Genomic DNA, 15,414 nt, shown 5'->3' with positions numbered 1-15,414 from the left:
CTGTAACAGCTGGATTCTTCTTCAAATTAGGAGGTATATGGATGAATAAAGGTTTAACTTTGCAACATATATTTCAATATCCTACTATCGAGCAGATGGCAAACTATTTAATGAATAACAAACCGGAAGCTATAACTATCCCGCAAGTTAAAAATAGAGCTTATTATCCGGTATCGTCGAACCAAAAAAGAGTAATTAAATTAAAGAAATTCAACATGGGATCGCAATGTAATTCGATCTGTCATGCGTTTAAATTAGATGGAAACGTTAACGTTTATGAAATCGTAAGTGCTTTTAGAAAATTAATTCAAAGACACGAAATACTGCGAACGAGCTTTGAAATGATGGATGGTCTGATTCAACAATATATTCATGATGAAGTAACATTTGATCTGGAGTATAGACAGAGCAAAATGGAGTTGTTGGAAAAGACGATTACCGAATTAACTAATTTTTTTGATTCTACTGGGGCTCCACTATTCAAAGTTGGATGGATAGAAATAACAGCAACTAGCCATGTTTTGATCATTTATATGCATCCTTTAGTCTCGGATCAATTATCTTTAACGATATTAATAAACGAGTTTAATCAGTTATATCGTGGAGATAATTTATCTCCGCTTGCAATTCAATATAAGGATTATGCAGTATTTCAACAAAAGCAGTTAGATAGCGATGATATGTTAAAGCAAGAAGCATATTGGCTTCGTGTATTAGACGACGCTTCCGTATTAGAAATGCCTACAGATTTTGCCCGTACTTTAAAGCAAAGTTATGTGGGAGCTCGATTTTCTTTTGTGATTGATAAATCCAAATACAATAAATTAAAACAATTGACTCATCAGACCAATACAACATTATTTATGGTTATGCTCACTATTTATACGATCATGTTATCCAAGCTTAGTGGAAAAGATGATGTCGTTGTAGGTAGTTTAACAGCAGGGAGAACACATCTTGATTTAGAACCTTTGATAGGTTTATTTAGCAATCTTATTGTATATAGAAGTTATCCTTCAGATGAAAAAACATTCCCGGAAATCTTGGAAGAAGTAAAGAATTATGTAATTAAAGCTTATGAAAATCAAGACTACCCATTTGATGAGCTCATGATGAATATTTCTGAACATGGGGATACAGGTGTTCATTCGATCTTTGGTGCTATGTTTGTTATGGACGATGCTCAATTTGTAAATTTTGAGATAGACAATGTAGTTTCCAATCCTTACTTTATAGAAAATATACCGACCAGTGTCGAATTGACTTTGATTGCAGAAGAAAAAGACGAACAACTGCAATGTATATTTGAATATGCAACAGAATTATTTAAGCCTGAAACAATAATAAAAATGTCTCTAGAATTTACTAATTTAGTAGAAAAATTGCTGGATAATAGGAACGTGGCGTTAGGCGATATTGATATGACAGCATGCCCTAGCGAGAAAATGATTCATCAAATATTTGAGGAACAAGTTGAACAAAGGCCGAATGATTTAGCTGTTATATGTGAAAATGACCAATTAACTTATCTAGAGCTTAACAAACGTGCAAATCAATTAGCTCGTACATTGATTGCAAATGGATTACAAACAGAAGAACTGGTCGGTATATTATTGGATCGCTCTATTGATGTAATTATTGGTATATTTGCGATACTTAAAGCCGGGGGAGCGTATGTTCCGATTGATCCGGAGCTTCCTAATGAACGAATTAAATATATGATAGAGGACTCAAAATGTAAGCTTGTATTGATTCATCGTGATTTACAATCTTGTATAACTTCTGAAACTAATAAAATTATCATCGATGAACCAGAAGCATTTCACAAAGATTGTTCGAATTTAGATCTGCTACTGAATAGTGAAAATCTGGCTTATGTCATTTATACATCAGGTACAACCGGAAATCCGAAAGGAGTAATGATTGAACACAGGCAGCTTACTTTTATGTTTGAGAGTTGGAATCAAGCTTATCAATTAGATGAAAATGTTAAAGTACTTCAGCTTGGAAGTATTTCATTTGATTTATTCACACAAGACTATACACGATCTTTACTTAATGGAGGACAGTTGGTTATAACCTCAGCGGAGTCTCGACGCAATATTGTGAATATATATGAGCTCATAAGTAAACATCGTATAAGTATGCTTGACTATACACCGGCTTTAATAATTCCATTAATGGAATATGTACATAGTTATAATCTGAATATGGATAGCATGAAAGTTTTGATTATTGGCACAGATATCGTACCCATAAAAGCATTTAAATTAATCTGCGAACGTTTTAGCCCAGATATCCGGGTTGTTAGCAGCTATGGTGTGACGGAAGCTTGTATTGATAATTGTTACTATGACGAAATTCCGTCTGAAACGTACCATAGTTTACCTATCGGTAAGCCTTTCAATAATGTTGATATATATATTTTAGATGAAAATTTCAATTTGCAAATTGAGGGCATTGGGGAACTATTTATCGGTGGAAAAGGAATCGGAAGGGGTTATTACAATCGTCCGGAACTTACAGCGGAAAAGTTTATCATTAATCCTTTAAATGGGGAAAGAGTGTATAGGACTGGAGATTTAGCCAGATGGTTACCTGAAGGAAATATCGAATTTTTAGGCAGGATGGATCATCAAGTAAAAGTTCGAGGATACAGGATTGAAATTGGTGAGGTTGAATCAGAAATATACAAAGTAAAGAAGGTCAAAGAAGCAGTTGTTATTGCGCAAAAAGATGAGCAAGGTGAACAAGAATTATGTGCTTATATTATCCTAACTGGAAAACTAACCATTAAACAAATTAGAGATGCTTTGGCGATAAAACTGCCGACTTATATGATTCCAAGTTATTTTATAGAGATGGATCAATTTCCGTTAACGGCCAATGGAAGAGTGGACCGCAATGCTTTTCCAGTACCTAATAAAAGTATGCGGATCGGCGCGGAGCATGTTGAACCAAGAACGCTAATTGAAAAAAAATTATCAATAATTTGGAAAGAAGTCTTAGGGTTGGAGCGAGTCTCTGTATTAGATCATTTTTTTGATGTAGGCGGTCACTCATTAAAAGTCATGACTCTATTGTCTAAAATACACAAAGACATGAACATACAGTTGTCTTTTAAACAAGTTTTTGAGAGCCCTATTCTTGAACAAATGGCAAATTGGATTACCACTATGGAAGAAAACCACTATACAACGATTCCAAAGAACCCAGTACATACACATTATCCATTATCATCAGCACAAAAAAGAATATTTATCTCCTGTCAATATGAGGGTGCGGAACTTGCCTATAATATGCCGTCTACAACAGCAATAACAGGTAAACTGGACATCAAACTTTTAGAAGATGTTTTTAAAGAGTTAATCAAGAGGCATGATTCTTTCCGTACATCTTTTGATATGGTTGAAGGTGAGATTGTTCAAAAAATTAATGATCAAGTGCCATTTCATTTAAATGTTGTACAGATAAATGAATCTGAACTGGATTTTTATGTTAAAGAATTTATCAAGCCGTTTAATTTAGCTGAAGCATCTTTAGTAAGGATTCAGTTATTGGAATTGGGTAACGAAAGATACTCTCTACTAATCGATATGCATCATATGATCTCCGATGGAGTTTCCATGAATACCTTTATGAAGGAATGGATGCACTTATATCAAGGAAAAGAACTAGAGCCGTTACGCATCCAGTATACAGATTATGTAATCTGGCAACAAGATCAATTACAAAAATCAAATCTAATGAACCAAAAGAATTACTGGTTCAACCAATTTAAAGATGAAATTCCTGTACTGCAGTTACCGACTGATTACAGGAGGCCATTAGTAAGAAGCTTTGAAGGTACTAGTGTTAGTTTTGATTTGTCTGAAGAACAATGTGAAGGGCTATATCAACTCGCGAATCAAACAAATACAACCTTATATATGACTATGCTATCCATTTATACCATCATGTTATCGAAGTACAGTGGTCAAACAGATATTATTGTAGGCAGCCCGATTGCAGGAAGAATACATGCCGAATTAGAGCCGATGGTAGGACTGTTTTTAAATACATTAGCTATACGTAACTATCCCGAGCAAAATAAAAAATTCACAACTTTTCTTGAAGAAGTAAAAGAAAATGCCTTAAAAGCCTATGAAAATCAAGAGTTTCCATTTGAAGAGTTGGTAGAAAATATTGAGATAATGCGGGACACGGGGCGAAATTCACTTTTTGATGTGATGTTTGTGTTCCAGAATATGACGAGACCTGATTACCCTTCAATACCGCAAATTAAACCATTCGAAATGAAATATTATGCGGCCAAAGCTGACTTAACATTGGAAATAATAGAAAATGAAGGTCGTATTCAGTGTGAGATTGGATATGCAACCTCATTATTCAAAATGAGTACGATTGATCGAATGATTCAGCATTTTAAGATACTGGTAGACAGTGTGATTTCACACCCTGATACGATTATTTCAAATATTGAAATGGTGACAAATGAAGAAAAAAGAAAAATATTGTATGAATTTAATAATACGAAAAAAGAGTATCCACAAGATAAAACTATTCATCAATTGTTTGAAGAACAAGTTTCACGAATACCTAATCATGTTGCTTTAACTTATGAAGGGAAAAACTATACGTATCAAGAGTTAAATGAAAGAGCGAATAAGCTGGCAAACACCCTTAAATTAAAAGGAATGAAAGTCAAGCAGCTTGTTTGCATTATGACGAATCGATCAATGGAAATGATCGTGGGTATACTGGGTATTTTAAAAGCCGGTGGTGCGTATGTTCCTATTGATCCGGAATATCCGGAAGATCGAATTCGCTATATACTGGAAGACTCAAAAACTTCTTGGTTACTAACAAGCAGTCAAATGCGGAATAAAGTAGAATTTGAAGGCACACTTTTGAACTTGGATGATGAAAGCTATTACCAAGCTGATGGAAATAATGTGGCAAGCACTTTGAAAGCAACTGATTTGGCTTATGTCATTTATACTTCAGGGACAACAGGTAAACCGAAAGGAACTTTAACAACACATCGTAATATTGTGCGAGTTGTATGTAACACTAACTTTATCACTATTACTCCGCAAGATAATGTACTTCAATTATCGAGCTTTTCTTTCGATGGAGCTACCTTTGATATTTTTGGCAGTTTATTAAACGGAGCGCGGTTAACTTTAGTAGCAGAGGAAACGATACTTGACATCAGTAAGTTAGCAAAGTTAATAGAAGATCAACGTATTTCAATTATGTTTGTTACTACGGCTCTGTTTAATGTTCTTGTAGATTTTAATGTCGATAGCTTACGCCATGTTCGAAACGTTCTTTTTGGAGGGGAACGTTGTTCTGTCCATCATGTGGAAAAAGCTTTAAGACACTTGGGTCCCAATAAAATAAAACATGTTTATGGACCAACAGAAGCAACTGTATTTGCTACCTGTTATGATGTTGATTATTTAGAAAATAATGCTGTGACTATACCAATTGGAAGACCTATAAGTAACACGAGTATTTATATATTGAATAAGGACAATAAGCTTCAGCCTTTTGGTGTTTCAGGAGAATTATGTATTGCGGGGGATGGAATAGCTAATGGATATCTTAATTCTCCTGAGCTTACAAATGATAAATTTGTAGAACATGCGTTTGTCCCAAATGAAAAAATGTATAGAACCGGTGACCTTGCTCGGTGGTTGCCAGATGGAAGTATTGAATATTTGGAACGATTGGATCATCAAGTGAAAATTCGGGGTTACCGTATTGAAATCGGAGAGGTTGAGAAAGCAATACTTCAACTTGAAGAGATACAAGAAGTAATCGTGATTGCACGAGCGAATGAGAATGGGGATAAGTCATTATTGGCGTATATCGTTGCGAATAAGCCATACGTTGTAAGTGAACTAAAAACCCGATTATCTGAAATCATTCCGACTTACATGATACCCACCTATTGGATGCAAGTACCTCAGTTTCCTTTTACTAAAAACGGAAAAATTAACTACAACGCTTTGCCTGTCCCCGATGATCATACTAAACCTGAAACAACATATGTGGCACCGCGAATTCCTGTAGAACATACGATAGCCGAAGTTTGGAAATCTGTACTAGGAGTAAAGCAAATAGGAATTTGGGATAACTACTATGACCTTGGCGGTGACTCGATTAAGTCCATACAAGTTGCCTCAAGGTTGTTGCAAAATGGACTAAGAGTAGAAATCAAACATTTATTAAAAAATCCAACGATTTCTCAACTTAGTGGATACGTATACTTGAATACTACTGTTGCTGAACAAAGTGAAATTATTGGAAGAGCAGCCCTTACGCCGATCCAAAAATGGTTTTTCGAGCAAGAATTTGAGGATCATTATTTGAATCAAGCAATGATGCTCTACCATCTAGAACGCTTTAATGAAAAAATTGTTCTTAAAGTGATAACTAAAATAATTGAGCATCATGATGCATTACGTATGGTTTTTGTAGATTCGGATAATGGGGTAGAAGCATATAATCGAAGGATTATTGATAGCGCTAGTTGTAAGTTGGAAGTCTATAATCTGCAAGATGATTATGATTGTGAAGAAATTGTGAAAGAGAAAGCAAATCAAATACAAAGTAGCATGAATATTAACGAAGGCCCCTTGGTAAAGCTTGGATTATTTAAGTGCCCAGACGGAGATCATTTACTTATTGCCATTCATCATTTGGTTATTGATATGGTTTCCTGGCGTATATTGTTAGAGGATTTTTCTAATGGATACAAGCAAGCATTGCAAGGGATAAGTATCAAGTTTCCCCAAAAAACGGATTCCTATAAACTGTGGGCAGAACGGCTTCTTAACTACGCCAATAGTCCAAACCTTGATGAGGATTGGAGATATTGGTCCAAATTTGAACTTACTGAGTATGATTTACTTCCAAAAGATATGGAAGAAAACCAGTCTTCATTGAATCATGATCGTGAACAGGTAATAGTTCAATGGACAACCAAAGAAACTGAGAGGTTATTAAAACACTCCAATAAAGTGTATACGACGGAAATAAATGATTTACTTTTATCCGCTTTGGGGATAGCGATTCATGATTGGGCAGGGGTACAAAATATTAGGGTAAACTTAGAAGGCCATGGTAGAGAGGATATTATCCCGAACACGAATACCACTCGAACTATAGGGTGGTTTACCACCATGTATCCTATAATTTTGAGGATAAAAGAAAATCAAGATTTGTCCGCCATAATAAAAAATGTAAAAGAAATGTTGCGCAGCATTCCTAGAAAAGGGATGGGGTATGGTTTATTGCGGTATCTTTCCCAATCAGACAGAGTGTTTACGAATCAGATTAAACCTGAAATTAACTTTAATTATCTGGGACAATTTGATCAGGATATATCAGGTAATCTATTACAACTATCTCCTTACGCAGTTGGCAATCTAATGAGCGAAGACATGAAAATGCTGAATACCATTGATATTAATGGAATGGTTCAAGAAGGAAAGTTGGTTTTTACACTTCTCTATAGCGGTAAGCAATATCACAGGAAGACTATGGAACGGCTGGCTGATGAATTTAAAAGAAGTCTTCTAAGGATTATTATGCATTGTGAAAATAAAGATCATGTTGAACTAACGCCAAGTGATTTAACGCTTAAAGGAATGTCGATAGAAGAATTGGATCAGATGATTAAACAAACCAAACATATTGGAGAGATTGATGACGCATACTTGTTAAGCCCGATGCAAGAAGGAATGGTTTTTCACCGTTTATCGGAACCTGATTCCAACTCATATTTCGAACAATTCCTCATTGATTTAGAAGGAGATTTAAAGTGTACGGCCTTGGTCGAAAGTTTAAATTTGATAGTCCAGAAATGCGAAATACTTCGTACGAATCTTTATCATGGATGGAAAGATACTTTTCTACAAATCGTATTTAAGCAAAAAACATGCTCTATTAAGTATGAAGATATTCGCGAAATGAGTGAACAAGAACGTCAAGAATACATCCGTTTATACATGGAATTTGATCAAGAAAGAAAGTTTAATCTTACATCTGAGCATTGGTATCGTTTTGCATTATTTAGAACAGAAGAAAACAAACACCAGATGGTATGGAGTTTTCATCATATCCTAATGGATGGATGGAGCTGCCCTTTATTTCTCAATGAGTGGTTTTCAATGTATGAGGAAATAATCAACCAACGGGTAGTGAAGATTAATCCAATCACCCCGTATAGCGAGTATATCGTGTGGTTAGAAGAACAAAATAAAGAAGAAGCCAGGAATTATTGGCTTACTTATTTGAGAGATTATGAGAATCAAACGGTATTGCCTTTCAAAGCGGCTAATCGCAGCGAAACGTATCAAGCAGAGTCGTTGATATGTTCTTTAGGGATATCGTTGACGGAGAGTTTACAACTGCTTGCCAATCAATTTCAAGTTACGTTGAATATTGCCATGCAATCAATTTGGGGCATTTTATTACAAAAGTATAACAATAGTCATGACGTTGTATTTGGAAGCGTTGTATCAGGAAGATCTGAAAAGATCCCGGATATCGAAAATATGTTAGGTCTATTTATTAATACAATTCCTGTTCGTGTTCGAAGTGAGCAGGGAATGACTTGCAAAGAATTGATGCAATGTTTACATGATTCAGCAATTACCTCGAACAATTACGATATGTATCCATTGTTTGAAATTCAAGCGCACGTACCACAAAAACAAGATTTAGTTAATCATGTATTAATATTTGAAAATTATCCGTTTGATCCCGATATTGCTCCCGCTGATAAAGAGAGGCTTCGAATTACAGACTTTCAAGGAGGGGAGCAAATCAATTATGACTTTAATATTCTGATACTACCGGGGAATGAATTGAAAATTAAGTTTCAATATAATGCAAACATATATAAGCGTGAGAATGTCGAACAGATAAGTAAACATTTTATCCATATCATTCAACAAGTTGTACTAACTCCAACGATGTTAATTAAAGATTTAAGCTTGATTACTAAGGAAGAGCAAAAGAAAATTATTGAAGTATTTAATGACACGAAAGCGGAATATCAAAATAACAAGTTGATTCATCATTTGTTTGAAGGTCAAGTGAGACAGTCCCCTGATCATGTAGCGGTTGTATATAAGGGCAAAAGTTTAACTTACAGGGAACTAAATACACAAGCAAACATAATTTCGCGAAGATTGATTCAGCAAGGGGTTTCAAGTGATCAAATCATTGGAATTATGATGGAACGCTCAATTGAATTTATGATTGGGATATTAGCAATTATGAAAGCAGGCGGTGCATTCTTACCCCTTGATCCTGAACTCCCAGCTGAACGGTTATCCTATATGGTTCATGATAGTGGTACAAAGATAGTACTCACACGAAACGAATTGATAAACAACATCGTTTATGAGGGAGATGTTATTTTTCTTGATACTATCACGCAAGTTGTTGGTGAGCTAGAGGACATACAAACAAGTGGTTCAGAAAGTGATCTGTTGTATGTGTTGTATACTTCAGGCACAACAGGAAAGCCAAAAGGTGTTCAAATTGAACATAAAACAATGATCAATTTGGTTCATTATCTTCAAACGGCAACAGAATTAGTATATGACAGGGTATTACAGTTTGCCTCACTTAGTTTTGATGTGTGTTATCAGGAGATATGCTGTACGCTCTCGTCAGGTGGAACATTATTTATCATTGATAATGATCAGAAAAAAGACGATTCTCAATTCAACAACTATTTACAAAATCATCAAATTCAAACTGCATTTTTACCAAGCGCATATTTGAATTACATTGCATCCAACGAAACTTCTTTGGAGAAACTTGTATCCTGCGTCAAACACATTGTTGCGGCAGGAGATATCCTGGTTGTGAATCCTTTACTAGATCAAATGTTACGTAAGTATCAGGTGAGACTTCATAATCATTATGGCCCAACGGAAACTCATGTGGTGACGGTAAATACAATAAAGGCCGAACAGTACGATATGTTTCCTTCTATTGGGAAGCCCATTTCAAATACTGAAATATGGATACTAAATAAGCAAAATCAAGTACAGCCTATAGGAATTGCCGGGGAATTATGTATTGCCGGAGTGCCTTTAGCGAGAGGTTACCATAATCTAGATCCATTAACGTCAGAAAAATTCGTTGCACATCCATGGAAATCAAGCGAGAAGATGTATCGTACAGGAGACTTAGCACGTTGGTGTTCTGATGGAAATATTGAATACATCGGACGTGAAGATCATCAAGTGAAGATACGTGGATACAGGATAGAGATAAGTGAAGTAGAGTCGGCTATATTAAATGTGGAATCGGTTAAAGAAACAGTCGTCATCGTCAATGAGCAGGACGGTGATAAAACCTTATGTGCATACTTTGTCGCGAACGATTCTTTATCTACAGAAGAATTAAAGAAAAAGCTTGCTTTTAGTTTACCTTATTATATGATTCCGTCTCATTTTATGAAATTGAATCAAATGCCATTAAATTATAATGGCAAGGTTGACCGAAAGGCACTTCCACTTCCTGAAGAGAAATTGCAAAGAGATAATGAAATTGTATTACCACGTAACGATATAGAAGTGAAGTTAGCTGAAATTTGGCAAGATCTACTTGGATTAAGGCAATTGAGTGTAAGAGATCATTTTTTTGATGTAGGTGGGCATTCACTTCGGGCAATGGGACTAGTATCAAGAATGAGTAAATATTTTAACGTTAATGTTTCTGTAAAAGATGTGTTTAATTATCCAACCATTGAACAATTAGCCGTTAGGATTAATGAAGTTGAGTTAGAGAGTCATGAATGTATTACCGCTTTACAACCAAGAGATTATTATCCGGCCTCTTCTGTACAAAAACAAATGTATGTGTTGAATCAATTGGAAGGTGGCAAACAAAGTTACAATATTCCTAGTATGTTAATGATTGAAGGAAAATTAAATCGTGGAAGGTTAGTGTTTGCATTTAAGCAGATGATTGCTAGACACGAATCCTTACGTACAAGTTTCGAAGTTATCGATGGTACTTTGATGCAACGGGTGCATTCCGAGATCGAGTTTAATGTTGTTGTTCATCATCTAAAGCAAGAAGAAGCGGAAAACTATTTAAATGGATTCATTAGGGAGTTCGATTTAAAGCACGCTCCTTTAGTACGAATAGAGTTACTTGCACTTGAAGAATCCAAGCACATACTATTGATGGATATGCATCATATCATTTTTGATGGAGTTTCCCAGCATACATTCATGAATGAACTATCGCAATTGTATAAAGGAGAAGCGTTACCTGACCTGCGAATTCAATACAAGGATTTCACGGTATGGCAGCAAAGTGAAGCGAAGCAGAAACTGATTCAAAAACAGGTAACGTATTGGTTAGACACGCTGGGAGGAGAGCTTCCTGTTCTGCAATTGCCAACGGATGGAATTAGACCGGCAGTTAAGGATTTTAAAGGGAGTCACATTGAGTTTGTTATTAACGCTCAAATCAGTGCCGGCTTACGACAATTAGCGGCAGAAGCCGGCTCCACCATGTACATGGTTCTTTTATCTATTTATAAGATTATGTTGTCGAAATATAGTGGGCAAGATGACATTATTGTAGGTAGTCCAATAGCTGGAAGAACTCATGTGGATTTAGAAAATGTAATTGGGATGTTTGTGGGCACCCTTGCATTGAGAAGTTATCCACTAGGAGATAAAACATATGAGAATTACTTAAATGAAGTAAAAGAACAAGCGCTAAGAGCATTTGAAAATCAAGACTGTCCTTTTGAAGATATAGTAGAAAAGTTAGACGTAAAAAGAGATTTAAGTCGTAATGCCATATTCGACGTTATGTTTATCATGCAAAACATGGAGCCATCTGTAGGAAGTATAGAAAGTGTCACCATGACACCTTGTAAAGTGAAATACAATTTCTCTAAATTTGATTTGACATTAGTAACATTTGAACATGGTGAAGAGCTGCGGTGTATATTGGAATATGCCACATCCTTGTACCAAGAATCTACCATATTAAGAATGGCCAAACATTTTAAAGAGTTGATTGAAAAAATACTCGCAAATCCTCAGGTGAAAATCGCTGAACTGACTTTGATTACAGAGGAAGAGACGAAGCAAATTCTCGAAATATTTAATGATACAACAACAGTTTATCCGAGGGATAAGATGATTTATCAACTGTTTGAAGAACAAGTAGGTCGAACACCAGATCAAGTAGCAGTCATATATGACAATCAACAATTAACGTACAGCGAGCTAAATGAGCGTGCAAATAAACTGGCAAGAACACTTCGAGCAGAAGGTGTTAAGGAAGAACAGTTGGTAGCGATTCTGGTAAACCGTTCTTTTGAAATGTTAGTGGGTATAATTGCCATACTTAAGGCAGGCGGAGCCTATGTGCCAATTGATCCGAATTTTCCTGATGAACGTATTGACTTTATTCTTCGGGATGCGGATGTCAAAGTCGTGTTATTGCAGAACCATTTGCAAAACCGTATTCATTTTACAGGTAAGAAAATTAATTTGGATGATAGGCATGTCTATGCACAAAATGGTTCCAATCTGCAGTATGAAGGTCAAAGTCGCCGGTTAGCTTATGTTATTTATACATCCGGATCAACTGGACAGCCTAAAGGATCGTTGATTGAGCACCGTTCTGTTGTTAATCGCTTACTGTGGATGCAGCAACAGTATCCGATTGATGCAGGTGATACGATTCTACACAAAACAACGTATACGTTTGATGTATCGGTTTGGGAATTGTTATGGTGGTCTCTTGTAGGAGCAAAGGTTTGTATTTTACCTTCAGACGGTGAAAAAAATCCGGAAGTCCTTTTAAATACAATTTCCGATACGTGTGTAACCACGATCCACTTTGTACCATCTATGTTGTACTTGTTTTTAGAATACTTAGAGCTTATACCGGCTGAGATACGTGCAGAAAAATTATCATCGTTGAGTCAAGTGTTTACAAGCGGAGAAGCCTTACTGCCTCTTCATGTTAATCAATTCTATAAGCTCTTTAATTCTGCCAATGATATAAAATTAATTAATCTTTACGGGCCAACTGAAGCAACCATTGATGTCTCCTATTTTGAGTGTGATAAGAATGGACATTATAATGCAGTCCCCATAGGAAAGCCGATTAACAACACACAACTATACGTTATGGGTAGAAATAACGAACTTCAACCGATTGGTGTTACCGGGGAACTTTGTATAGCAGGTGATGGTTTAGCGAGAGGGTATTGGAAACAAAACGAATTAACCGATAGCAAGTTTGTCGATAACCCGTTTGCCGCGGGAGAGCGCATGTATAGAACAGGAGACTTAGCGAGATGGTCAGCAGACGGCAATATTATTTACTTAGGCAGAACGGATCATCAAGTAAAAGTGCGGGGATATAGGATTGAAACTCCCGAAATTGAGATGGCAGCCCTGCAAGTTGATGGAGTACAAGAAGCAGTCGTTATGGTACATAAACGTGAAAATGAGGATAATGTACTATATTTGTACGTCGTTGCTAGTCAAGCTTATTCTGTTAGTGAGTTTAAAAAGCACTTAGCAGATAGGTTGCCCAATTATATGATTCCTACTTTCTTTATACAGTTACCTCGAATGCCGTTGACTCTTAATGGTAAAGTCGATCGTAAGGCTCTTCCATTGACAGGCAGCTCTATTGAAGCTGGTAAAAATGTCGCTCCAAGCTCACCGGTAGAGATAAAATTATTGGGTATTTGGAAACAAGTACTTGGCGTAAATCAAATTGGAATAGAAGATCATTTCTTTGACATCGGTGGACATTCCTTAAGTGCAATAAATCTCATAAACAAACTAACGAAGGAAATGAATATCAATATTTCGGTTAGGGACATTTTTAGTCATCCCACAATTGAACAGATGGCGAGACATATTGAACTCTTAAATCAAGAGTTATTTACTTCTATTCCTTTAGTGGAATTCAGGGAATATTATCCTATAACATCGGTTCAGAAAAGAATGTATATTGCGAGTCAGAAACCAGGAAATGAGACAATCTATAATATGCCATTTGTCCTACAAATTGCTGGCTTGTTAAATTTCCAAAAGCTAGAGTCCGCCATTCATCAAATCATTCAACGTCATGATTCTTTCCGCACAAGTTTTGAAATCGTAGATGGTGAGATCGTGCAACTCATTCATAACCAGGTTGATTTTTCATTAGAATTTACTGAGATATTTGAAGAGGAACTCGAACATCAAATAGCCCGATTCGTTCGTGAATTTAATTTATCTGGTGCACCCTTATTAAGAGTAAAGATGCTTAAACTGAGTCCCACTTCTCATGTGCTGATGTTGGACATGCATCATATTATTTCGGATGGGATATCTGTGGAAATTTTCATGAAGGAATTGGCTAGTTTATTCTCGGGTGAGCAGATTCCAGAAAATCGAATCCAATATAAAGATTATGCATGCTGGCTGAGATCAGAGATTTTGAGTGAAAGAATGAAAAAACAGGAGAGATATTGGAAGCGTATATTCAATGGGGAAATTCCTCAACTTGAGATGCCGATTGATTATGAAAGACCTTCAGAACGAAGTTTTCAAGGTTCCCTAGAACGATTCAATGTAGATATAAATGTCTACGGAAAGCTAAAAGAAATAGCGGTACGTTCAGGCAGTACTATGTATATGGTATTGATGGCTGCTTATTCTATTTTATTATCTAAATATAGCGGCCAGGAAGATATTATTATAGGCACTCCGGTAGCTGGAAGAACTCATGCAGATATTGGTGGAGTGATCGGAATGTTTGTAAACACTCTCGCCATCAGAAATTTTCCGACCGGCGACAAGACTTTTTTAGAGTTTTTAAACGATGTAAAGCAAACGATGTTAGATGCTTACGAAAATCAAGATTATGATTTTGAACAATTGGTGGAAATAGTAAATGCAAATAAATCTATAAACCGAAATCCGTTATTTGATACCATGTTTGAACTTCATAATAAAGGCCAGTCTAAGTTTGATATAGGTGAGCTAACTTTTACCCAGCTTATACAAAACTTTACGGTTGCCAAATTTGATCTTTCAATTTCGTTTATGGCTAGTACAGAGGAACTTATAGGTACTATTTCTTATTGTACGAAGCTATTTAAGAAAAAGACAATTGAATTTATGTGGACCGAATTGGTAACAATCTTATCTACCGTAACAATGAATCCAGAGATAAACATAAATCAAATCGTATTAAGTAAAGTCTCTAATAACCATAATAATGATATAGACTTATTCGAGCTCTCCTTTTAATTTCTAGCTTGAACTTAGAAAAAGTGTTATTACACACTTTTTCTAAGTTCAAAAGGTGCTTTTATTGGGATTCTGAAGAAAGAGGTGTTAA

Annotated in this window: 1 protein-coding gene; it reads left to right on the top strand. The window is 35.8% G+C overall.

What is annotated here, in order from left to right; genetic code table 11:
* The first annotated feature begins 41 nt into the window (after nt 1-41).
* A complete protein-coding gene (locus AC2TF6_RS16360) occupies nt 42-15,323 on the top strand; it encodes a non-ribosomal peptide synthetase (RefSeq protein WP_491307659.1) in 15,282 nt (5,093 codons plus the stop codon).
* The last annotated feature ends 91 nt before the right edge of the window (nt 15,324-15,414 follow it).

The organism is Paenibacillus sp. JNUCC 35, assembly GCF_058269095.1.
This window is presented reverse-complemented; position numbering and strand designations above follow the sequence as displayed.